The organism is Paenibacillus sp. p3-SID1389 (assembly GCF_025151705.1).
In the GTDB taxonomy this organism is placed as follows: domain Bacteria; phylum Bacillota; class Bacilli; order Paenibacillales; family Paenibacillaceae; genus Fontibacillus; species Fontibacillus phoenicis.
Window position 1 is genome coordinate 68,579 of record NZ_JALXVO010000013.1, and the last position, 22,228, is coordinate 90,806.

Here is a 22,228-nt window from a genome sequence, read left to right on the forward strand (position 1 = left end):
GTCCTACTTCCTTTCAATAATCTGCCCTGCCCGGCACATTAGTTCATCGGTCTAAGGTGTGTTCACGAAATGAAAAGCCGGGCCGGACAGACGCTCCAGCACGATCCCTCGCAGCGGCTCCTCGACTCCAATCTCCTCCAGCGCAGCTTTCATGCAGGCCAGCCAAGCCTCGGCGCGTTCCGTCGTCACCGGAAACGGCAAATGCCGGGCACGCATCATCGGATGACCAAAGGCATCAGAGTAGAGGGACGGGCCTCCAAAAAACTGCGACAAGAACATAAATTGCTTCTCCATGACCGGAGTAATGTCTTCCGGGAATAAGGGTCCTAACAACGGATCACGTTGAACCCGCGGATAGAAGGCTTCCACCAACCGCCGAATCGTCTCTTCTCCGCCGAGGTTGTCGTATAGACTCAAGCCTTGATTCATCTGTTCACCGCCTCCGTTTTTCCTTATTATATCAAAAAAAAATAAAAGCTCCTACCAAAGGAGCTTCTACTCGAATGCGGTCTTTCAATCTATCAGTAGCTGCGCCAATCCTCTTCGCCGGGATGGACGAGAGCGGCTCGAATGACATAAACAAAAGCACAGACAAGAATACCTGCGACAATGCTCATGAACATCACTCCATCCTCAAAATTTGGCTGCTGCACCATGTTTGATGAAATGATAGCTGGTACTAAAGTTCTATATTGGTCTTAAGCATCATTTTAGCATAGAAGCTCAAAAATATCAGCCCTTTTTTGAAACCGCTTCCTTTATTTTTTTGTGCTGTTTGTCCCATTCATTTCATACACTTCACTATGATTTGATGTGGAGGCGTACCCATGAAATTCCAACGCTTAACGGCTGTTTTGTTGCTCGTTGCCGCGCTGATGCTGGCCGTTCTGATGGCCTGTTACCCGGAAGCTTCCTGGCAGGCAGGGGTTCGCGGCCTCGCCATCTGGTGGGACGTGCTGTTCCCGTCCCTATTCCCGTTCTTCGTCATATCCGAAGTGCTGCTAGGCTTTGGGATTGTGCATTTTCTCGGCAAGCTGCTGGACCCGCTGATGAAGCCCTTGTTTCGGATCCCGGGCAGCGGCGGGTTCGTGCTGGCGATGGGGTTTGCTTCCGGCTACCCCGTCAGCGCCAAGCTGGCGACCAAGCTGCGCGAGCAACGGCTCGTTTCCCGTGTAGAGGGAGAACGACTTGTCTCGTTCACGACGTCATCCGACCCCATCTTTCTCATCGGGGCGGTCTCTGTCGGCTTCTTTGGCAATCCGAAGCTGGCCGGGGCGCTCGCTTTGACCCATTATGGAGGGGCCCTGCTGATCGGCCTGGTCATGCGCTTCTACCGTCCGGACCGTAACTTGCCGGCAGATCCCGGTGAAGGCGATGAATCCGGGCGCTTCAGCCTGAAGCTGGCGCTTAAGGCCATGCATGAAGCCCGGGTTCAGGACGGACGCAGCCTCGGAGAGCTGCTGCGGCAGGCAGTTGCCTCCTCCCTGCAGCTGATGACCGTAGTAGGCGGCCTGGTCGTATTTTTTTCCGTGATCCTGGAGGTGCTCACCGCTTCGGGCTTCATGGGCTTCCTATATACCGGGTTCCAACAGCTGCTGCCGCTGCTGGGTCTGCCCAGCCAGTTAGCCGAGCCCCTCATGGGCGGCTTGTTTGAAGTCACCTTGGGCGCTAAAGCATCCGCGGCGCCGGAGGGAATCCCTTTGCAGTTCAAAGCCGCAGCAGCAGCTTTCATTCTCTCTTGGGGGGGCTTATCGGTTCATGCCCAAGTGGCCAGCATCTTAAATGGAGCTGACCTGCGTTATTTTCCTTTTCTAATCGCTAGGCTCCTTCATGCCGTGATTTCCGCCGGGCTGTTGCTGCTTCTCTGGAACCCCCTGATGGGGGCCGCGCCGGCGTGGGCGATTCATCCTCCTGAGTTTGGAGGCCAAGAAGTGCTTTACGGTTGGGGGGCTGTTCCGGGAGCGTCCCGTTTCTTCCTGGTGACCCTGGCCATCCTACTTATTTTGTCATTCCTGGCCGAAATCATTCGCCGCCAGCGGCACCGAAAATGAAACGTTGTGTTCTGCGGACGAATTGATTATGATCTTTACAAAAGGATATTCAAGCGCATGTTCAAAATAATGTTCGTTTTTGAACAGCCTTTTTCAAAGGAGCTTGTCAACTTGAGATACTTTGTACTTGACCGCGGCGATCAGCTGTCTGTGGAATTAAGCCAAACCTTTCATAAGCTTGCTGCGCAGCATGGGCTTGAGCTGGATGCGAAATCCCCGGACATCGTTGTCTCCATCGGCGGAGACGGCACAATGCTTCATGCCTTCCATACGTTTATCGATCAGATTCCTTCCATCGCATTTGTAGGAATTCACACGGGACATCTGGGCTTTTACGCCGACTGGAAAGCCGACGAAATTCCTGAGCTGGTGGAAATGATGAGCGGTCATGCAGATCCCGGCTTGCTCAGGCCGCGCATCGTCCGTTACCCCTTAATCGATCTGGAGATTCAGAAGAGGTCGGGCAGCTCTTCCCACATTTGCTTAAACGAATTTACGCTGAAGGGCGTCGATGGCACTGTGGTTGCCCAAGTGGACATCAATGACCAAATGTTCGAAATGTTCCGCGGCGACGGCATTTGCGTATCCACCCCCTCTGGCAGTACTGCCTATAACAAGAGCTTGGGGGGAGCGATGATCCATCCGACGATTGAAGCGCTGCAGATCACAGAGATCGCTTCGATCAACAATCGGGTGTTCCGGACGCTAGGCTCTCCGTTGGTGCTGCCCAAGCATCATCATTGCGACATTTATTCGCGCAAGGAACAGCGCTTATTGCTGACCATTGACCACGTCAACCTGCCGATGGACGATCTAGTGTCCGTACGCTGCCAGGTGTCGGATCAGAAGATCAGCTTTGTCCGTTATCGGCCGTTTCCGTTTTGGAACCGGGTCCGCAATGCGTTCCTGGACTAATCGGCAGGTCTGACAAGCTCTTTGGATATCGAAAATATTGTAAAGGAAGAACTGAATATGATCTTAAGCTCATTCCGCAAGTATGCATTCATCCCGGTGTTGTCCCTCGCCTTGCTGGGCTTGCCCCAGACGGTTGGAGCGGCCGGGACGGCAGGCGCTGCCGGTACCACCGCAGCTGGAACGATCATTCAGCTGGGAACGTCAGAAACCTCCACAGACCTTCAGACACTTCAGGAAGTGCTGAACTATCTGGAAGCCTACAACATTGAAGGCGTTGAGCGTCAGGAGTTTCTCGATAATGCGATACGCGGCATGGTTTATACGCTGGACGATCCCTATAGCGATTACTATTCCAAGGATGAACTGGAGAGCTTCGAGAATAGCGTAAATCAGGAGTTCGTTGGCATCGGAGTTACGCTTCGCTTCTATAACAACAAGCTGTACATCACCGACGTGTTGCCCAATTCTCCAGCCTCCAAAGCCGGCCTTCTGGCAGGCGATATCATCACCAAGGTGGATGCGAAGCCGGTAACCAGCAGCGAGGATGTCGCACGGATTCAAGGGGAGGAAAATACCCAAGTCACCATTACGATCAACCGGAACGGACAGGCTCTAGTATTTCCGATCACAAGAGCGCATTTCTCATTGCCTTCCGTCACCGGCAAGGTCATTCCTTCCAGCAAGGTCGGCTACATCGCCGTGACCTCCTTCTCCGATACAGCGGATGAGGAATTTGCGCAAAAATTAGCCGCCCTGCGCAAGGAAGGGATTGGCGCTCTCGTACTGGACCTGCGTGACAATCTTGGCGGTTACGTCGAATCGGCGGCCAACATCGCCAAGCAGTTCATGAAGGAGGGGATCCTGATGTACACCTCCGGCCAAAGCGGAGAGCTGCAGCCCGTTGAAATCACGGGTGGCCAAGACATCGGGATGCCGGTCGTGGTGCTGACCAACGGCCTGACCGCCAGCGCATCGGAAATCTTGACGGGGGCGCTGCGCGACAACGGAATCGCCAAGGTTGTGGGGGATCAAACTTACGGGAAGGCGCGCATTCAGAACGTATTCCCGCTGTCCAACGGCAGCTCATTGAAGCTGACAGTCCAAGCCTACTTGACGCCAAATAAGCTGGATTTCAACCATGTGGGGCTGAAGCCGGACGTTGAGGTGAAGAACAATGCAGCAGCGCAGTTGATTACCGGGATGTATGCAGCCGGGGTACGGCATATCAGCGTATCCGGCGGACCTGCCTCGCTGAACATTAACGGAGCGGCTTTCCCGGGATATATCGATGTGATTCAGGACGGCAAACTCATTTACGCCCCTTCCCGCTTATTATCGTCGCTGATTCAAGGAACGCCGGTGTGGAATTCGAAGAACGGGAAGTTAACCATCACCGATTCGCTTGGGAAGCAAACCGGATTTACCTTGGCCGCCAAAACGATCAAAGTTGTAGATGGTGAAGCTTATCTCGAGCTGCACGAGTTCCAGAAGAAATATCCGAAGCTGACATGGAGCTATAAACAAGGTATACTGAACTTATCTATGAAGTAATAACATAAAACAACAGAAACGGCCTCCCGATTATTCGGGGGCCGTTTCTGTTTCCTGTACTTGAACGTCTTTACCGTTTCCGGCATCTTTGTCCTTCGCTGCGTCCTTGTCCTTATGGTTGTCCCGCACCTTCTGAAGAACGAAATAAGCACAGCCGAAATTGCAGTATTCGTTAATATAATCCGTGATGCCGGAATACGCGGTATCCCGATTGGCCTTGGGATGGTTGTCCCGCAGAAAACCCTTGAGGCGGAGCTTCTCGTAACCCCAATCCCCAATAATGTAATCATAGCGGTCAAGCACTTCGCTGTAACGCTGCTTAAACGCTTCAGGATCCCACGCATCCCGATAATTCCGAATCAATTCGTAGGTTCTGCCGCCAATTTGAATCAAAGCTCCATCCTCCTTTCGGTTTACGGCAAAACGGGTACGCCGGCTTGTTTCTTGGCCGATTGGACCTGTTCATGCGCGTGATACGAGCTGCGCACGAGCGGGCCGGATTCCACGTGGCTGAAGCCGCGCTTCATGCCTTCTTCCTTCAGCTCTGCAAACTGTTCAGGCTTATAATACTTCTCTACGCGCAGGTGCTGCGGAGTAGGCTGCAAATATTGCCCGATCGTCAAAATATCGCAGTCCACGGCCCGCAGATCGTCCATCGCCTGCAAAATCTCGTCCCACTCTTCCCCGACACCCAGCATAATGCTGGACTTCGTTGGAATCTCCGGCCGCATCTCCTTCGCCCGCCGGAGCAGCTCCAAGGAGCGGCGGTATTTCGCCTTCGCGCGAACGCGGTCAGATAACCGTTCCACCGTTTCGATGTTGTGGTTCAGAATATCCGGCTTCGCATCCATTACGATCCGCAGCGCTTCCTCATCCCCCTGAAAATCTGGAATAAGCACTTCTACGCTGCAGAACGGCAAGCGTTCCCGGATCGCCTTAATCGTCCCGGCAAAAATGCTTGCCCCGCCGTCCTTCAAATCGTCCCGGGCTACGCTGGTCACAACGCAGTGTCGCAAATTCATCTGCTCCGCTGCTTCAGCCACGCGCTGCGGCTCCTGCAAATCGAGCTCAGTTGGCATCCCGGTATTTACCGCACAGAAGCGGCATGCCCGCGTACAGATATCGCCTAAAATCATAAACGTTGCCGTCCGGTTGGCCCAGCACTCATATATATTCGGACAACGCGCTTCTTCGCAAACGGTATGCAAAGTTTTGGAGCGCATCATCTGCTTGATGTCTTGATAGTTGTCACCTGTCGTCAATTTGATACGAATCCAATCCGGTTTCGGTTCCTGGATTTGTTTAGCCAAAGCGCAAGACCTTCCTTCTTGTGATATAAGCTGTAGCGCCATTTATTATATCATGAAACCGCTGGAAAAACCTACTTCGCATATGGAATAAAAAAACAGCGTTTGCCTCAATCTAAGAGGGTCACGAATCGCGTGCAAAATAAAGGCGAAGGAGGAATACTTGCCTTGAAGTCTCAACGGTTTGCCCGCGGCAAAGCGCTCTGGTGCATCGCCTGCGTGATGCTGATTACCTCATTTTGGCCGATATCCGGCATAGGCGCTGCAGAGGCGAACGCTCCAGGAACAGCAGAGAAGGCGGTAGTCAGCGTATATCAGCAACGACGCACCTTGTACGAAGAAATGGAGTTGTTGACGAATGTTCCCTGGTATTGGCTTTCGGCTGTGGATCAATATGAACGCACCATCACGCCGCGTAAGGAACAACAGCAAGAGCAGCGCGTAACCGGATTTCGCTTCAAGGAAGCGTTCTGGACTGGGCCGCTGAATCCCGATCCCGAGGACCGGAATCCGGCCACCATCGAACTGTTTGGCGGCGTCGGGAAAGACGCCACCGCAGATGGCGCGGCCGATCCGAAGAACGATCGAGACGCCTTGTACACCTTGGCTTCTTACTTAACCAGCTTTGGCTATCAAGATGAGGATTTCCGCATCGCCTTATGGCGTTATTATCAAAATGATGCTGCCGTCGAACGGATTCGCCAATTCGCGAAAATGTACAAGCACTGGGGCAAGCTGGACTTAACGGACAGCGCCTTTCCGCTTCCGCTGCGCAGTTCCTATACCTATCGCGATACCTGGGGAGATCGGCGCGGCTGGGGCGGCCTCCGAATCCATGAGGGAACGGATATTTTTGCCCCGATGGGCGTCACGGTACGCAGCGTCTGCTACGGGATTGTGGAAACAAAAGGTTGGAACCCCTACGGGGGCTGGCGCATCGGTATCCGGGATATCCAAAACCGATACCACTATTATGCGCATCTGCAAGGTTATGAGAAAGGAATCGAGGTCGGTCATTTCGTCGAACCCGGGCAAACGATCGGCTGGGTCGGTAGCAGCGGATATGGTCCGCCAGGAACGTCGGGAAAATTCCCGCCGCATCTGCATTACGGAATCTATCGGGATACGGGAAGCACGGAATGGGCGTTTGATCCTTACCCTCTGCTGAAGAAATGGGAGCAAGCCGAACGTTCCAAAAAAAATAAAAGGGCGACCAAATAATCGGCGCCCTTTTATTCATGTCCCCCCGCATCGGATGTCTCTGAGCTTTCCGACTCCTCCGAGCTTGATCCCTTGTTCCCGGCCTCTGTATTCCCAGCGGAATTGGAATCCCCTGTTCCTCCAGTTCCATCCGGCAAAACCGCTTTATCCTTTGTTAGCGGCTCAGTCGTATCCTTGTCACCGGGCAGCACCGGAAGCGCAATGTTGGGTGCATTTGCCTGGCCTTCACCAACCGGGTTGCCCTTACTGTCATAGTAGTACATCGGCACATCTCCGACCACAAGCAGGTAGGACACCGGGATTTCCGTTTCGACCGTCTGCGACTCCATGTCAAACGGGACGACTACGGCCAGCTCCGTTTTTACCCGTAGGTACACTTCGACAAGAATCATATTAATCCCGGCATCCTGTTGCCGGGTATTCAGGTCAACCTTCACATCCCCTTTGGGCTCGATTTTGATCGGGATGCTGGGACCAAAGGAAGCCAGGATCGGACTGCCGAGAGCTTGCCCCAGCGGGATGGATTCCGATAATCGGGCGACTTCCACCAGCGTATGCCGCACCGTTTGAATCGTTTCAGACGTCACCTTCATATGGGCCGAGTAGTTGAGCATAAACCCGCTAATTTTCCCGTTATCGCCCATCTTCCAATCGATCAATTCTTCGACCTGTTGTTGATTCGCCACCTGCGCGGTGATGGCGTCGTTAATGGATTCCGTAGCGATTTGTTTCACTCGAATTTGCGCCAGATGAATGATCGGCCCTGTCATCCGGCGTTCGACATACTGCACAAATTGCACCAAGCCGATCACCGTGATGATCACAAGAACGATCCAAATCGTCCGTCTATGCTTCGGCCGCCTTGTTCGGCTTCGCCATCCGCGTCGTCGTCGTATCCGCATGTTTCATCCCCCCTGCAGCGGTAACACTACTATACAAATTATGCCGGACAGGAAAAAAAAGAAGGACGAAGCGGATTGTTTGGCGCTTTGCCCTTGTTTTTCAATCTTTTTTGTTTTATAGTTCATTAGAATCGTTTGTTGGTAAATTATACTTAATCATTGCTACAAATCGCATAATTATACAAAATATAAACCGTCTTGCAAGGGGATTTTCAGCATGAACAGCTCCAAAAAGTTTTTGTATCAGGTCGTCGGCAATTTGCACAAAGATCAATTGGAATTCAAGGTCACGCCATGGAAACTGCTGATCGAAACAAACCGTTATTATGAAATCAAAGCGGCAACCGGCCCCGTAAAAAGACTGTATAAAGAGAAGCTCAACACCGCCGTGCTGGAAACGAAGCATTACTGCGACGGCAGGTTGATAGCTTCCGTGTTTTGCAGGGAGGGACATATTGAGGAAGCCGAGCGAATCATCATCAATCATCTGGCGGCAAAAATCGATACATACATGAAAGATCTGCAATTAAACCAAAAAGCGCTCTGCGTGAAATTAAACTGCCCTGAAAGCGCCGGGTAATAACGCCTTTAAGCCCACCAAGCATCAACAGGAGGTTCGGTGAGCATGCATTCTTTTAAAAATCCCACCGCTTTGGAGAGTCCCTCATGCACCGAAGCCAATCCGTCTTCATGCTCGATGCTGATGACGTTATCGTAGCCTGCCATTCTTAGCGTGCTGACGATCTCTTTCCAGACCGACGCGTCATGACCCCAGCCTACGCTGCGGAAAGTCCAGGAACGGTTCAGCCAATCGGTATAAGGTTTGGTGTCCAGTACGCCGTTACGGGCCACATTCCTCGAAGACAGGTTCGTATCCTTCGCATGAACATAAAATAAGGCGTCCTGTTCCGCCAGCATCCGAATCGCTTCCGCAACATCGATGCCCTGCCATAACAAATGGCTCGGGTCGAGGTTCGCTCCGAGGTTGGGGCCGGTATGCTCGCGCAACTTAAGGCAAGTTTCCGGATTGTACACCAGGAATCCGGGATGCATTTCCAGAGCGATTTTTACGCTGTGGCTTCTGGCAAACCGCTCTTCATCTTTCCAATAGGGGATGGCAACCTTCTGCCACTGCCATTCCAACGTTTCTAAATATTCAGGCGGCCACGCGCAGGTGACCCAGTTTGGCCGCTTGGCATCCGGCGAATCGCCCGGACATCCTGAAAATCCGACCACCGTGTCCACTCCCAGCTTGGAAGCGAGCAGAACCGTTTTCCTCCAAGCTTCGTGGTACTCCCGGGCGAGCTCCTTATTCGGATGGAGCGGGTTGCCGTGGCAACTAAGCGCCGAGATCGTCAGCCCTCTCTCTTGAATCGCGGCCAAAAACCGATCTCTCTTGCGCTCGTCGGTCAATAGCAGATCGGCATTCAAGTGAGCGCTGCCCGGATATCCTCCTGTACCGATTTCAACCGCTTCAATACCGTAGCTCTTCACCCGGTCGAGCATATCCTCGAACGGCAAATCTTGAAATATAACGGTAAACACGCCTAACTTCATCCCGCTCATCCTCCTTTATTCCAGCTACATAACTACTCCCAATCCAGTTCCTTCAATTTCGCTCTCACATATTCGATGGAAGTTTTCGCATACCAGTCCGGCTCCGCCTGCCGCGTATGGAACCCGACTTCCATGGAAAGGTAACCGTCGTAATTGATCGCTTTGAGCGCTTTGAAGACTTCCGTAAAGTCGCAGCGTCCTTGTCCCGGAGGCAGGCGGTCGCTGTCCGCCAGATGCACATGATGCAGCTTGTCCGCCATCCGGTACACATAATCGCTTGCCACTTCGTTGCGGTACAGGGCATGGAAGGTGTCGAACATGACTTTGACGTTGGACAGGCCCGACTGTTCGCTTAGCAGCAGCGCATCGTCGGCGGTTTCGATTAGATTGCTGTCCGCCGGCGTCGGTTCGACAACGATCGTAATGCCGAGCTCCTTCGCATAGTTGCCGATTTCGACGAGCCCCTCCAGGCTGTAATTCCAGGCGTCCGACTGCGGCGTGCCGTACACGACCCAACCGGCAATGTACATGACGGTAGGACATTCCCAATCATGGGCTAAACGAAGCACATCCTTGTAATGATTGATCGTGTACCGGCGCTCCTCCGCGATCGGCGAGCTTGGATTGTTGCCGGGCCCGCCCCCCGGAGCGGGCAGCATCGACGATACCTTCAGATTCTCCGCTTTGAGCAGCTTCAGAATGTCGGCGCGGCGTTCCTTCGTCACCGTCTCAGGCCAGGCATGCGGGCTGGCGCAGCCGATTTCAATGCCGTCATAACCGAAGGAAGCGATTCTGCGGATCGCCTCTTCCAGCGGGTAAGAAGGAACCCATACCGGGAACCCGCTGTACGTCCAAGTGTTGAATGAGATGCCTTTCATATTCGATCTCTCCTTATATGGAATAAATTGGGGTATCCGGCTTCTTTATTCCCAGACGAACACGGCTTTTTCCGTTTTTCTCTCATCGAACATCCGGAACGCCGTTTCCGCCTCCTCGATCTTGAAGGTGTGCGATACCAGCTTTTCCACCGGCAGACGCTTATCCTGAATAAACTTAGCGATCTCGTCATATTCGAAAATCGGGAAATACCAGGAGCCCATCACCGTTATCTGTTTACGGATCAATTGCTCGCTCGGCTTGATCGTTACTTCTTTGCCCTCTCCAATAAAGGCGGCTCGGCCGTGCGGGCGAAGGCTGTCCAGAATCGTATTTTGCGCAACCGGATTGCCGGAGCAGTCGATGCCTGCGTCGACGCCGCGTCCTCCCGTGATCTCCGACAGACGCTCCAATACATTTTCCTTGGCGTTAATCGTATAGTCCGCGCCGAGCTCTTTGGCGATCTCCAGGCGCTCGTCCAGCATATCCACGGCAATCACCGTCGCTCCCAGCCCTTTAGCCACCATGACGCCAGCGCCGCCCATCGGACCGAGGCCAAAGATCACAATGGTGTCGCGGCCGCTGACGGCCAGTCTTTTCTGGGCATGGTACAGGGTGCCTACGGCATCCGTGGACACCGCGGCCGTAACATAGCTCATGCCGTCCGGAATTCTCATGCAGTTGTCCTCCGGTACAGCGATGTAGTCGGCGTCCCCGCCATGCCGGTCAAACCCGATGCACTTCCATTCTTTACAGAACATTTTATAGCCGCTCTTGCAGAACTGGCATTCGCCGCAGCCGACCGCCAGATAGACCGCTACCCGGTCGCCGGGCTTGAAGCGCTCAACGCCCTCACCTGTCTGTACGATTTGTCCGGCCGGCTCATGGCCCGGATACACGGCTCCGGTATTGCCTTGCCCGACGACGCCTTTGTTCCCGTAATACAAGCTCATGTCGCTGCGGCAAATCGCCGACGCCTTCATTTGGATCAGCACTTCTCTCGGGCCCGGAGCCGGAATCGGCACCTCCCTGATCTCCACCGCTTTGTTCCCCGGAAAACTGACCGCTTTCATCGTCGTACTCATGTCTGGTCCCTCCCAATTTTTTTTATTAGAGCAGATGCTGAACCTGAACCCATCGTTTTTGCTCATGGCTTTGCAGAATCGCATCCGTAATACACATCGATAAGTGCCCGTCTTCAAAGGTGGCAAAATCCGCCCTTTCCTTAAGCAGATCTTTCCCCTCCCGGATAAAGGTGTAATAGCGAAGCATCATATTTTTGATCGAATCCGGCCAGCCTTCGGTATGTCCTCCGGGATAATGAACCGCGTCCCTCGCTCCTTCATAGAACAGCCCCGGGTCCGCCATCAGCGTCTGATTCGGCTGGTCCCTATGCCCGATCCACAGCCGGGCAGGCTCTTCCTGGTCCCAGAACACGGATTTTTCGCTTCCGCTTAGCTCGAAGCTGAGCCGGTTCTTGCGGCCTGCGCTTACTTGCGAAACGGTAAACACCCCTTTAGTGCCGTCTTCAAAATGAATCAACACCGACGCATAATCCTCCGTGCTGACCTCCACCGGGTCATAGCCATCGCCGTCCGGCGCCTGGCCGCTGTACGTGACTTGGGCTACCTTCGGTTTTTTGCGCACCGGATGTACGGTCCAAAGGTCGGCTAACACTTCCTTAATCCGCTTCCCGGTCACATACTGCACCGTATCGCACCAGTGGGAGCCGATATCCGCCACAGCGCGGGATTTTCCGCCCACCTCCTTAGCCAGCCGCCAGTTGAAATCCGTGTCGTACAGGAGCCAATCCTGCTGGTAGCCGCCGTGAACAAGGTAGACACTGCCGAGATCGCCACGTCGAACCATTTCCGCAACCTGTTTCATCATAGGGTACTGTCTGTAGTTAAAGTTGACTCCATGGACAACCCCTTTTTCTCTCGCCAGCCTAACCAGCTCCGCGCTTTCCTTGGCATCCATGGCCAGCGGCTTTTCCGACAGTACATGTTTGCCCGCTTCCATGATCGCTTTGTTGATTTCAAAATGCAGATGGTTGGGCGTACAGTTGTGAACCGCGTCGATGTCCGGATCGCTAAGCAGTTCCTTGTAATCCCCGTAAGCCTTAGGAATATTCAGCTTCTCGGCGACAGCCCGGGCTTTTTCCTCATTTTGCTCGGCGATGGCGACGACCTGAACGAATCCCAGCCTGCGGATCGCTTCGATATGGGCCGGTCCGATAAATCCGCTCCCGATAATGCCAACGTTGATCGTCTTGTTCATCTCTCCGTCCTCCCCAATTCGGTTCTTATTTCTTCATCGCTTTTTTGCCGAAAGCTACCGCCAGAATAATAATCAATCCCTTAATGATCATTTGCTGGCTGACGTCCAGTCCCATAATGATCAGCCCGTTGTTAATCGTTCCGATCATGAGCGAGCCGACAACCGTGCCAATGATCGTGCCCACTCCTCCGAACAGGCTAGTGCCGCCCAGAATGACCGCGGCAATAACCGACAGCTCGTCTCCTTCGCCGAAGGAAAATCGTCCGGCGTTCATGCGCCCCGCATACAAGAGCCCGGCCAATCCGGCCATAAAGCCCGTGCCCAAGAACACCCAAAGCTTCACTTTCATCGTCTTGACGCCGGAGAAACGCGCCGCGCTCTCGTTCCCGCCGATCGCCAGCACTTGCCGGCCAAAGGAGGTTTTGCGAAGCAGAATATGGGCGATCACCGTGAAGACTAAAGTCCAAATCAGCAGAATCGGCACAGGACCGATATCCCCCGATCCGAAAATAAAGTTGAACTGTTCATGGACAATGGATACCGGAGCCGTTCCCGTAATCCACATCGCCATCCCTTTGACCGCCCCCATCGTCCCTAAGGTAACGAGGAAGGAGGGGATCGCCACCTTGGTCACCAGAAGCCCGTTAATGAGGCCGATGATAAGGCCCGCGCCTACCCCGGCGATCAAGCCGCCAAGAAGCCCGAATCCGGCTTGCAGCGCAAGCGCGCCGACCAGCGAGGATAGGGCGGTGATGGAGCCGACCGACAGGTCGATTTCCCCCGTGCTAATGACGAAGGTCATGGCAAGCGCCATCAGCGTAATGGTCGTCGTCTGCCTTACGATATTGAGCAGATTGCCGACCGTAAGGAATCCGTCGTCAAACAGCATGGCGGAAAAATAAATGAACACGCCTACAAACGCCAAATAAACGATATAATCCCGCCAATCGAATTTTTTGAGGCTAAGCGCCGTTTTGGCCGTCTGCACGTTAGAATCCCTGGATTGCATATTGCAGCTCCTCCTCTGATTGAATGTCTCTGCGATCAAGTTCTCTTTTGACGCGTCCTTCATGCAGCACGATCACCCGATCGCTAAGCGCCAGAAGTTCGGGGAGTTCCGAAGAAACAACAACAATTCCTTTGCCGCTGTCGGCCATTTCCCGCACGATATCAATGATTTCCGTCTTCGCTCCGATATCCACGCCGATGGTCGGCTCGTCCAGCAGCAGCACCGTCGGTTCGTTAGCCAGCCATTTGGCCAAGACGATTTTTTGCTGATTGCCTCCGGACAGAAGATTCACCTGCTTAAAAATGCCATCCGTCTTAATATTCAGCTTCCGCACAAAGCGCTCGCTGATTTGGTTCGATTTTCTGTCGTCCAGTAGCAATCCTTTCTTCAGCTTGGACAAAATCGGCAGGATCATGTTCTCCTTTACGCTGTGCTGAAGCACCAGTCCCTGCATCCGTCGGTCCTCCGGGATCAGCGCCAGCCCGGCTTCGATCGCGTCGCGCACGCTGCCGATCTTCTTTGGCTTCCCTTCGATCAAAATTTCGCCGCTTTCGATGGGCGCGATTCCGAAGATCGCCCGCAATAGCTCCGTTCTTCCGCTTCCCATTAACCCGGCTATGCCGACAATTTCTCCCGGATAGACGCGCAGGCTGACATCCTTAACCTTCGTTCCCGAGGTCAGCTTCTTCACTTCCAGCACCGGCGTCAAATCGGTCGAATAGCTCCGCTCTTTCCACTCAAACGCTTTGTTGAACTCCATGCCCACGATATGCTGGATCACCGTATCCATATCCGTCTCGGCGATCACTTCCGTCGTAACCTTCTTTCCGTCTCTCATCACGGTGACGCGGTCGCAGATTTGAAAAATTTCATCCATCCGGTGGGAAATATAGATAATGGAATAATCTTTTTCTTTCAGACGTCTGATAAAAGAGAACAAAATTTCCGTTTCGCTCTTGGTCAGCGAAGAGGTCGGTTCATCCATGATCAATATTTTGGCTTCCTGCGACAGCGCTTTGGCGATTTCGGTCATCTGCCAATAGCCGACGCCCAGATTTTGCACCAGTTCCGTAGGCTTGATGTTTACGCCGAGTTCATGGAGAAGCCGCTCCGTCTTGCGCTCGTTCTCCTTATCGTCAAGCAGACCTGCCGCCGTTTTGGCTTCCCTGCCGAGAAAAATATTCTGGGACACGGTTAACGTGGGAATTAAGCTGAACTCTTGAAAAATCATCGAAATTTTATTCTTTTGCGCGTCCTCGAAACTTTTGATGCTTACCGGCTCGCCATCGATATAAATCTCTCCCTGATCGGCGTTGTAAACACCGGTCAGTATTTTCATCAGCGTCGATTTTCCGGCTCCATTCCCGCCCATCAAGGCGTGTACTTCGCCCTTTTTTAAGGAAAAGTCAACGTTTTGCAGAACCTTGACGCCGTTAAACGCTTTGCTGATGCCTTTCATTTCGAGTACGTTACGGTCCATGATGTCTCACCTTCTTTACCAGGAAGCAAGGGAACGGTTTGCAGGCCGTCCCCGCTTCCGCAAATTTGGTTACTTTGCCGCGGCGTTCTTCACGCTGTCGGGAGCGTCTACGCCGTAGATCAGCTTCCAGCTCTCAAGCACATTCTCTTTTGTGACTTTGATCGCCGGAGAAGCCACGTAAGCGGGCGCCTCCTTGCCCAACAGGGCATAGCCTGCCAGGATTGCCTGCGCTACCCCCTGGTCATATGGAAGCTGCGCGCCAAGCCCTTTCACGATGCCGTCCGAAGCAATCGAGATCGCGACGTTGGTTCCCAGATCGACTGTCGTCACCACCAGATCATTTCGCCCCGCCGTGCGGGCCGCGGCCATCACGCCTTCTGCCGGCACGTCCCAGGGAGCAAAGATGCCGTCGATATCGGGATACTTGGTTAGCATTCCGGCAGCAACCTCCTGCCCTTTATTGGGATCTGTAATACCGCCCTTGGTGACGATTTCAATATTCGGGTATTTTTCTTTTATCGTCGCTTCAAAAGCATCCGAACGGTTCTTCGTCACAAAGAAGTTCACGTCATGGTACACGATGCCGACTTTGCCTTTCCCGCCAAGCTTTTCGGCCATAATGTCAGCCGCCAGGACGCCGTTGCCGTAGTTGTCGCCCGACACAATGCTGATATAATCCTTGCCTGCGACAAGCCCGTCAGCCGCCCCATCCATAAATACCAGCTTGACGCCTTGCTGAACGGCTTTCTTGTAAGCGCCCGCGGTCGATACCGAATCGACCGGCACGGAAATCATCACATCCGGCTTCTTGGCGAGCACGGTTTCGATATCGTTCACCTGCTTCTCCGCCTTGAACTGCGCATCCGTTACGGCTATGACTTCGATGCCCATTTGTTTGAACGTATTCTTCATGGCGTTCACAGCGGCGGACATATAGTCCGTACCGGAGTAGTGCATGACAATCGCCGCTTTGTATTTCCCTTCCTTGATCTTCTGAAGCTCCTCCTCGGTAAGCTTCAGCGACTTGGCCGATACGGCCTGCACGCCGCCCGGACCTTTATCGAGCACCTCGAGGTCGGGAATATTCGGGTTGATCGTAAGCGGCCCCGAAGTGGCGCTGTAATTCGGATTCTCCTGCCCGGCTCCGGTGTTGGTTGCGGCGTTTTGCTTGCCGCAGCCTGCAATCGCAAGACTAAGCGCAAGCGCCAGGCAAGTTCCCATCCATACTTTTTTCATTTTGTTCCCCCCTGGTATTTTGTGATCGCTTTCAAGCTGTCCCCCGGCTGCTTGATACCCACAGTATAGAGCGCCGGATCGGCTTGAAATAGAAGACGAATTTAGCTATGTGGGGGGATGTTTTTAGCGCTTACAACACACCCGGCTCCGGGCATAAAAAAATCCCGGCGCGCCCGCAAGAAACGGCGCTCCGGGATGAGCGGATGTTCGCTCTAGGTTGGATGTGTTTGTTGGAGGTTCATCTTATCTTTTATGGTATCCGGCCTGCCGCATCAGCCCTCTCACCTCCGCCGCCGCATCGGAAAGCGCGTCTTGCGCCGTTTTTTCGCCGGTGAGGTATTCATGGACAGCGGACTGCACCGCATCCGATACTTGTTCGTAATTCGTGATGCGCGGCCGGCCTACGCCGACTCTTAACGAATCTCCAAGTACGCGGTAATACTCGCGGAGGGACGGATCGGTGATATGCTGAGCTTGTTCATAAGCCGATTTGCGGGTCACATGGTGGTTAAACTTCAAATACCCCATCTGGGACTGAGGACTCGTCAAATATTCCGCCAGCGCATAAGCGTCCTCCTTCTGCCGGGAGTAACGGTTGATCGCCAGGCCCCAAGAACCGAAATGGGGGCCTCGGATCAAAGCGCCGCCTTCCATCGTCCCCGGAAACATAAAGTACCCCACTTCTCCGCCGACCTTCGGATTCAGCCTCATGTTGTGATAGTTCATCCCCATCGCCGCTTTTCCGAATTCGAACACGACGGAGACTTCGTCCCACGTATAGGTTAAGACGTCCGGCGGCGTAATCTTGTACTCGTTAATCCAGCTCCCGTAAGTTTGCAGCGCCTCTACCCCTTCCTTGCTCTGAAGAGCCGGCTCAAAATCATCGTCAAACAAACGGCCGCCAAAGGAGTTGAGGAAGGATTTGAAATCCACGAAATTCGCTTCGTGCCGGCTTCCCATCAACGTCGTTCCGTACAAGTCCGTCTTGCCGTCGCCATCCGTATCCCGGGTAAAAAACTTGGCGACTTGGGCATATTCGCCGAAGGTGCGGGGAATCTCAAGCTCCCGGCCATACAATCTCCGGAATTCTTCCCGATACTGCGGCGATTCAAACAGGTCTTTGCGATAGCTGACCGTCAGCGCGTTCGATTGAATCGGCAGGCTCCATATTTCAAAACCGGCCGATGTAATCCCGTCTAAACTTACCGTCTCCAGCGAAGGAGGCTCCGCTTGGGGAGAGTCCGGCCTAAAGACGGAAGTGTCCAGGAAGACTTTGGCGATAAAATCGTCCAGCTTGATCGAATCCGGATGATTCGACTGCTTGATATAGGAGCTTAGCGGCTCCAGATGCTCAATCACTTTGGGCATCCATGGAGTATCGACTGCGATCAGATCATAGGTTCCCTTCCCCTGCGCAAGCTCCGAGAACACCTTTTCCTGAAGATTGTTGTAGGGGAGCGCCTCCACTTCGATGCGGATGCCGGTCTGCCGGGAATACGTCTCCATGGCGTCGATAACGGCTTCCGGCCCGGCTTCATGGTTTGAGTACAGCACGCGAAGCACCTGCTGCTGCGCCCGGCTCTCCTTCTCGTCCGGCTTCGCTGGCTCGATCATGCGGTTCAAGCAGCCGGTGCCGGCCGCGAAGGCCAGCAGCGTAAAAACGATCTTCAGGAGTAGCACGTGGTTTTTGTTCATACTTTTCCCCCCTTACATGCTGTATGTTCCCAGAGTTAATCCGACGCTATACCGTGACTTTTGCGAAACTCGGAGGGAGACAGTCCGAACTCCTTCTTAAACTTACTCCGGAAATAAGGGTAATCCGCATATCCGACCTCTTCCGCGATTTCATTGATTTTTTTGTTCGTTTCAAGTAGCAGAGTCCGGGCCATGCGGAGCCGCTTCTGCGTCAAATATTTCACAAAATTCATGCCGGTCTGCTGCTTGAAGATTCGGCTTAACGTAACCGGGTGGACGTTGACCTCCTCGGCGATCCATTCTAGGCTTACGTTCGGGTCACTGCAGTTTTCGACAAGGCGGAGCGCTTCAAGAAGCCAAGGCTGCAGCCCGGAAGCGTTCTGCTCCTGCTGCTGTTCAAGGTTTTTTAGCGCCTTAACTCCGCCAAGGACTATTTTTTTGATTTTACCCTTCAGCTCATCCCAAGTACGATGCCTTGCTACCCAATCGGCCCAGTAAAATAAGGTATCTTCTTCCAGATAAATGATCTCCTGCTTGCTTAGCCCTTCATCCAAGAGCGACATCAGATAACCGCATTCCTTCTGCAGCTCCTCATACCCAGCTTGCTCCAAGCAGTCAAACCATCGCTCAAGGTCGCGCTCAAGTCCTGCAAAATCTCCGCCTCTGGCCCGGCTGATCATCTCCTGCCGCATTTTCGCGGCCCGCTTCGCCGCCGCCTTCCGCTCTTTCGGGTTGAGCGCCGCCTCTTCACCTTTAAGCTGAAAAAAAACGGTTTGCCGGTTCCTCCGATATTCAAGCAGCAGCGCTTCGGCAAATTTCTTCTTTTCCCTAAAGCACCCTCCGCCTTGATCCAGATTGGTTTGCACGACCTTTCCCCGGCTTCCCGCATCCGTAACAAACGTAAGCAGTATTTCCCGGGAGAGAAAATCCGCCGACGGCGGCCCATCCTCAAATTGTATGCGCTTCCATATTCGCTCATCAAACCATAGGCTTGCGTTGACCGGATGGATCTCCTTCAGAATCGCCCGTACTCCAGGCTCCTTGGAGACGAGCAAATCGAGCTCCGTAAGAAGAGCAGCGGTCAACTCTTTCTGCACTTTTTCGACAATCTCAGATAGCTGGGTTCGGTCGGCAGGTTTTAACAAATAATCCATCGCACCCAATTGAAGCGATTTCCGAGCATATTCAAACTCATCGTACCCTGATATAATCACTACATGGATCCGGGAGCTTGTCTCCTTCAAAAAGCGTAGAATTTCAATCCCGTCCATCTCGGGCATACGAATATCGAGAAACACCAGATCGGGCTTAACCAGCTTAATCTGCTCCGCCGCCTGACGGCCAAACCCGACATCGAAAATCTGCTCATCGGGAAATAAAGCCGTCAGCTTTTGAATAATACTAAGCCTAACTTCCATCTCGTCATCGGCAACGCAAATTTTCATCTTTTTCACTCCTTCAAGCGTGGCTGAAGCTTGTGCGGAAAAGAGATTTTTAGCTAAGGGGGGAACATCAATTGCAGCCGGTAAAATCTCTTAAACGAATAGTAAACCATTTATCCTTAAAGCTCAAACTGTTTATTTTGTTAATCCTCCTGTCGATCATCCCTATTTTTCTGGTAAGCGGCAGTTCCGAGCTGTTCATGTACCGCTCCAGCACCAGTTATTCGGCGTTGATTTCCAGCCAATACATGCAGTTTGTCGCCAAAGAGGTGAGCGGTTATTTGCAAAATCTGAACCAATCCTTCGACAATCTGTTCACCGATCCAAATTTCCAGAAATATGTAAACTCGCCAGCCGGCCATTTGTCCGATCAGGCCGATCATATCCTGAAGTTCCGCTCCATCATCCAAAGCTCTCTGCAATTCCATCCCGAAGTGCTCGGCACGCTGTATCTGGATCGCGCGGGCAAAGTCTATTTCGAGTCGTACCAGAAAAGATTGAACCCCGATTATTCCTTTGAGGACGATCCGATGTATCAATCGTTGCTGTCCGTAACGTCGCCCCGGCTGCTGCCTCCGCATCCCATAAAGTATATTTCGTATACCCAAGACCGCGTCTTTTCCTATGTGCGCCCGATCATTAACGTCGATACCGGAGAGACGATGTCCTGGTTTGTGATCGAGATCCGGGAGGATCAATTGACCGATATGCTCGGCAGCGGGCAGAGTAACGCCGGCGGCCAGCTTGTGCTGTACCATACCGACTTAAGAACCGCCGTATCGGGCGAGCCGCTGAATGAGAAGCTGCTTAGCGATTTTCTGTTTGCGCGGGCAGATCGGGAGCCGGAGAAGCAAAGCCATTTTTTATTCGCTTCGGCAGGCAAAGAGTATGAGGCCAGTTACACAGAGCTGTCGGAACCGGGATGGGGGCTAATTTGGATGGCTCCCCTGGACCGGATCAAAGAAGGCGCCGTGCAGACTTTCCGGCTGACCCTTTTGATTGCCGGAATCAGCCTGGCCGCGGCGTTAATAATGGCTTTTCCGGTCATGAACAAGATTTTGCAGCCGCTGTACAACCTGCATAAAGGAATGAAGCATCTCGGGCGCGGCCAATATGTTCCGGTTCCCGAGCCCAAGCACCGGGATGAAATCGGCTTCCTCATCCAAAGCTATAACCAGACCTTGGTGAAGCTGCAGGATATGGAACGCGAGGTTTACCAGTCGAAAATGAAAGAGAAGGAGCGGGAGCTTCTGCAGCTTCAAGCGCAAATCAATCCCCACTTTTTGTTCAACACCCTTGAGACGATCGAATCCTATGCCATCCGCAATAACGGCGAGGCGGTGGGGGAAATGGTGCAGTCAGTCTCCCGCATGATGAGATACACGGTTCGCAACGATAGCGGGTGGGCTTCGCTGCAAGAAGAAATTGGCTATATCCGGAATTTCCTAACGATCCATTACTACCGCAACGGCAGGGATGTCCGGGCCGATTTCGATATCGCCCCCGAAGCTTTATCGTTTCCGGTCATGAAACTGAGTATTCAGCCTTATGTTGAAAATGCCATCAAATACGGTTGGAGCCCCGCGATGGGCGCGGAGGAGTTCCTGCTTAGGATCAGCGTGGAGCTGTTCGAGGAATATTTGCGGGTTAGGGTTTACAATACGGGGATGGGCATCCCGGAGGAAGTGCTAGAGAAGCTGCACCGGATGATCGAAAGCGGCGGCGAGACGGAGGACCCTTTCTTCAAAAAGCATACCGGCATCTACAACGCCTACCGCCGGTTCGTTATCGTCTATGGCGAACAGGCGTACTTTCGGATCGACAGCTCGCCAGAAGAAGGCACGTGCGTGGAATTCCACTTGCCCGCGCGGCGGGAAGCGGAATGAATCTAGGAATTTTTACCGGTTGAAAAATACCGTTGCCGCATCGCCTCATAGAGCAGCACGGACGCGGCCATCGCCACGTTCAGCGATTCGGCCTTGCCGCGCATCGGGATCAGCAGCCCATCGTCCATGAGCTCGCGGACCGCCGGGCTAAGGCCGCCGCCTTCGCTGCCAAACAGCAGCCACACGGGCTGCGTGAAATCGTAGGCGAAGCAGTTCGCCGCCGCCTGCAGGCTGGTGCCGGCCAGCCGGATGCCCAGCTGCTTCGCCTGCGGTAGCACCTCTGCCAGGTCGGCATGCACGACCGGCAGGTGGAACAGCGAGCCCATGGTGGCGCGCAGCACCTTAGGCCCGTAGATGTCGGCGCAGCCAGAGCCGACGATGACCCCGTCCGCCGCAACCGCATCGGCGCTGCGGATGATCGTGCCGACGTTGCCGGGGTCCTGCACACCGTCGAGCACGACCACCAAGCTCCGCTCCTTCGCAAGGAGCGGAGCGACCGTCCCGCGGTCCTTGCGCACGACCGCGAACACCGGCTGCGGCGACTTCGTATCGCTGCACTTGGCGATCACGGCGGCGGACACGCCGATCCAGTCGACGTCCAGCCCGGCGGACGCCGCAGCCTTCAGCTCGACCGGAATGCCGTGCTCGAGGTCATAGCAGACGCATTCCACGTCCGCCCGCGACTGCAACGCCTCCTGCACGAGGTGAATGCCCTCAATCAGATATTTCCCTTGCTTGTCCCGATTTTTCTTCTCAAGCAGCCCCGCCCATTCCTTGACGCGAGGGTTCTGTGCAGACAAAATTTTCATATCTTTTCCAT

Annotated in this window: 20 protein-coding genes; 6 read left to right on the plus strand and 14 right to left on the minus strand. The window is 53.6% G+C overall.

Features of this window, described 5'->3' with window-relative positions; all coding sequences use genetic code 11:
• Positions 1 to 51: 51 nt before the first annotated feature.
• Entirely contained in the window at positions 52 to 429 is a 378-nt protein-coding gene (locus tag M3G15_RS07825; RefSeq protein WP_009224737.1) for a globin domain-containing protein, read from the minus strand.
• Between the two features lie 398 nt (positions 430 to 827).
• On the opposite strand from M3G15_RS07825, the gene ylbJ reads away from it, so the two are divergent.
• The 3 genes from ylbJ to M3G15_RS07840 all read left to right on the plus strand — a co-directional run bounded on the left by ylbJ (position 828) and on the right by M3G15_RS07840 (position 4,517).
• Positions 828 to 2,051, plus strand: a complete 1,224-nt coding sequence (gene ylbJ / locus M3G15_RS07830) for a sporulation integral membrane protein YlbJ (RefSeq protein WP_260070559.1) — start codon at positions 828 to 830, stop codon at positions 2,049 to 2,051.
• A 111-nt stretch (positions 2,052 to 2,162) separates the two neighbouring features.
• Positions 2,163 to 2,966, plus strand: coding sequence for an NAD kinase (locus tag M3G15_RS07835; RefSeq protein ID WP_036645006.1), 804 nt, complete (start codon positions 2,163 to 2,165; stop codon positions 2,964 to 2,966).
• 57 nt (positions 2,967 to 3,023) lie between these two features.
• Positions 3,024 to 4,517 (plus strand): S41 family peptidase, encoded by a 1,494-nt coding sequence (locus M3G15_RS07840; RefSeq protein WP_260070560.1) that lies wholly within the window; start codon positions 3,024 to 3,026, stop codon positions 4,515 to 4,517.
• 30 nt (positions 4,518 to 4,547) lie between these two features.
• Here the strand turns inward: M3G15_RS07840 and M3G15_RS07845 are convergent, their stop codons facing one another.
• Both M3G15_RS07845 and lipA read right to left on the minus strand, forming a co-directional pair.
• Positions 4,548 to 4,910, minus strand: coding sequence for a YutD family protein (locus M3G15_RS07845; RefSeq protein WP_009224733.1), 363 nt, complete (start codon positions 4,908 to 4,910; stop codon positions 4,548 to 4,550).
• A 20-nt stretch (positions 4,911 to 4,930) separates the two neighbouring features.
• The gene (lipA, locus tag M3G15_RS07850; RefSeq protein WP_009224732.1) at positions 4,931 to 5,827 is read right to left on the minus strand and encodes a lipoyl synthase; all 897 of its coding nucleotides are present in this window, start codon (positions 5,825 to 5,827) and stop codon (positions 4,931 to 4,933) included.
• 165 nt (positions 5,828 to 5,992) lie between these two features.
• Here lipA and M3G15_RS07855 point away from each other — a divergent pair, with 165 nt between their 5' ends.
• Positions 5,993 to 7,045 carry a M23 family metallopeptidase gene (locus M3G15_RS07855; protein ID WP_009224731.1) on the plus strand — a complete coding sequence of 351 codons (1,053 nt, stop codon included), beginning with the start codon at positions 5,993 to 5,995 and terminating at the stop codon, positions 7,043 to 7,045.
• Between the two features lie 11 nt (positions 7,046 to 7,056).
• Here M3G15_RS07855 and yunB read toward each other — a convergent pair whose 3' ends face one another.
• A complete protein-coding gene (yunB, locus tag M3G15_RS07860; RefSeq protein WP_260070561.1) occupies positions 7,057 to 7,947 on the minus strand; it encodes a sporulation protein YunB in 891 nt (296 codons plus the stop codon).
• A 217-nt stretch (positions 7,948 to 8,164) separates the two neighbouring features.
• Between yunB and M3G15_RS07865 the strand changes: the two genes are divergently transcribed.
• The gene (locus M3G15_RS07865) at positions 8,165 to 8,527 is read left to right on the plus strand and encodes a hypothetical protein (RefSeq protein WP_260070562.1); all 363 of its coding nucleotides are present in this window, start codon (positions 8,165 to 8,167) and stop codon (positions 8,525 to 8,527) included.
• A gap of 8 nt (positions 8,528 to 8,535) precedes the next feature.
• Here M3G15_RS07865 and M3G15_RS07870 read toward each other — a convergent pair whose 3' ends face one another.
• The 9 genes from M3G15_RS07870 to M3G15_RS07910 form a co-directional block, all read right to left on the minus strand.
• A complete protein-coding gene (locus M3G15_RS07870; protein ID WP_260070563.1) occupies positions 8,536 to 9,504 on the minus strand; it encodes a sugar phosphate isomerase/epimerase family protein in 969 nt (322 codons plus the stop codon).
• Positions 9,505 to 9,536: 32 nt separating this feature from the next.
• Positions 9,537 to 10,382, minus strand: a complete 846-nt coding sequence (locus tag M3G15_RS07875; RefSeq protein WP_260070564.1) for a sugar phosphate isomerase/epimerase family protein — start codon at positions 10,380 to 10,382, stop codon at positions 9,537 to 9,539.
• 45 nt (positions 10,383 to 10,427) lie between these two features.
• Complete coding sequence (locus M3G15_RS07880; protein ID WP_260070565.1) at positions 10,428 to 11,465, minus strand: zinc-dependent alcohol dehydrogenase family protein; 1,038 nt, start codon at positions 11,463 to 11,465, stop codon at positions 10,428 to 10,430.
• A 25-nt stretch (positions 11,466 to 11,490) separates the two neighbouring features.
• Entirely contained in the window at positions 11,491 to 12,660 is a 1,170-nt protein-coding gene (locus M3G15_RS07885; protein WP_260070566.1) for a Gfo/Idh/MocA family protein, read from the minus strand.
• Positions 12,661 to 12,685: 25 nt separating this feature from the next.
• Positions 12,686 to 13,669 carry an ABC transporter permease gene (locus M3G15_RS07890; RefSeq protein ID WP_260070567.1) on the minus strand — a complete coding sequence of 328 codons (984 nt, stop codon included), beginning with the start codon at positions 13,667 to 13,669 and terminating at the stop codon, positions 12,686 to 12,688.
• Complete coding sequence (locus M3G15_RS07895; RefSeq protein ID WP_260070568.1) at positions 13,650 to 15,149, minus strand: sugar ABC transporter ATP-binding protein; 1,500 nt, start codon at positions 15,147 to 15,149, stop codon at positions 13,650 to 13,652. The genes M3G15_RS07890 and M3G15_RS07895 overlap by 20 nt, the downstream gene beginning before the upstream one ends.
• 69 nt (positions 15,150 to 15,218) lie before the next feature.
• Positions 15,219 to 16,385, minus strand: a complete 1,167-nt coding sequence (locus M3G15_RS07900) for a substrate-binding domain-containing protein (RefSeq protein WP_260070569.1) — start codon at positions 16,383 to 16,385, stop codon at positions 15,219 to 15,221.
• Positions 16,386 to 16,628: 243 nt separating this feature from the next.
• Positions 16,629 to 18,080, minus strand: a complete 1,452-nt coding sequence (locus tag M3G15_RS07905; RefSeq protein WP_260070570.1) for an ABC transporter substrate-binding protein — start codon at positions 18,078 to 18,080, stop codon at positions 16,629 to 16,631.
• 35 nt (positions 18,081 to 18,115) lie between these two features.
• Complete coding sequence (locus M3G15_RS07910; RefSeq protein ID WP_260070571.1) at positions 18,116 to 19,525, minus strand: response regulator transcription factor; 1,410 nt, start codon at positions 19,523 to 19,525, stop codon at positions 18,116 to 18,118.
• Positions 19,526 to 19,596: 71 nt separating this feature from the next.
• Here M3G15_RS07910 and M3G15_RS07915 point away from each other — a divergent pair, with 71 nt between their 5' ends.
• A complete protein-coding gene (locus M3G15_RS07915) occupies positions 19,597 to 21,408 on the plus strand; it encodes a sensor histidine kinase (RefSeq protein WP_260070572.1) in 1,812 nt (603 codons plus the stop codon).
• Positions 21,409 to 21,410: 2 nt separating this feature from the next.
• Here M3G15_RS07915 and M3G15_RS07920 read toward each other — a convergent pair whose 3' ends face one another.
• The gene (locus M3G15_RS07920) at positions 21,411 to 22,217 is read right to left on the minus strand and encodes a TrmH family RNA methyltransferase (protein ID WP_260070575.1); all 807 of its coding nucleotides are present in this window, start codon (positions 22,215 to 22,217) and stop codon (positions 21,411 to 21,413) included.
• Positions 22,218 to 22,228: the final 11 nt, after the last annotated feature.

Excerpts from the sequence above, each read along its gene's own strand:
- M3G15_RS07875 (WP_260070564.1), bottom strand. The coding sequence starts at position 10,382 with ATGAAAGGCATCTCATTCAACACTTGGACGTACAGCGGGTTCCCGGTA.
- M3G15_RS07920 (WP_260070575.1), bottom strand. The coding sequence starts at position 22,217 with ATGAAAATTTTGTCTGCACAGAACCCTCGCGTCAAGGAATGGGCGGGG.
- M3G15_RS07905 (WP_260070570.1), bottom strand. The coding sequence starts at position 18,080 with ATGAACAAAAACCACGTGCTACTCCTGAAGATCGTTTTTACGCTGCTG.
- M3G15_RS07890 (WP_260070567.1), bottom strand. The coding sequence starts at position 13,669 with ATGCAATCCAGGGATTCTAACGTGCAGACGGCCAAAACGGCGCTTAGC.
- M3G15_RS07895 (WP_260070568.1), bottom strand. The coding sequence starts at position 15,149 with ATGGACCGTAACGTACTCGAAATGAAAGGCATCAGCAAAGCGTTTAAC.
- M3G15_RS07910 (WP_260070571.1), bottom strand. The coding sequence starts at position 19,525 with ATGAAAATTTGCGTTGCCGATGACGAGATGGAAGTTAGGCTTAGTATT.
- ylbJ (WP_260070559.1), top strand. The coding sequence starts at position 828 with ATGAAATTCCAACGCTTAACGGCTGTTTTGTTGCTCGTTGCCGCGCTG.
- M3G15_RS07885 (WP_260070566.1), bottom strand. The coding sequence starts at position 12,660 with ATGAACAAGACGATCAACGTTGGCATTATCGGGAGCGGATTTATCGGA.
- M3G15_RS07900 (WP_260070569.1), bottom strand. The coding sequence starts at position 16,385 with ATGAAAAAAGTATGGATGGGAACTTGCCTGGCGCTTGCGCTTAGTCTT.
- M3G15_RS07865 (WP_260070562.1), top strand. The coding sequence starts at position 8,165 with ATGAACAGCTCCAAAAAGTTTTTGTATCAGGTCGTCGGCAATTTGCAC.
- yunB (WP_260070561.1), bottom strand. The coding sequence starts at position 7,947 with ATGCGGATACGACGACGACGCGGATGGCGAAGCCGAACAAGGCGGCCG.
- M3G15_RS07870 (WP_260070563.1), bottom strand. The coding sequence starts at position 9,504 with ATGAAGTTAGGCGTGTTTACCGTTATATTTCAAGATTTGCCGTTCGAG.
- M3G15_RS07825 (WP_009224737.1), bottom strand. The coding sequence starts at position 429 with ATGAATCAAGGCTTGAGTCTATACGACAACCTCGGCGGAGAAGAGACG.
- M3G15_RS07880 (WP_260070565.1), bottom strand. The coding sequence starts at position 11,465 with ATGAGTACGACGATGAAAGCGGTCAGTTTTCCGGGGAACAAAGCGGTG.
- M3G15_RS07840 (WP_260070560.1), top strand. The coding sequence starts at position 3,024 with ATGATCTTAAGCTCATTCCGCAAGTATGCATTCATCCCGGTGTTGTCC.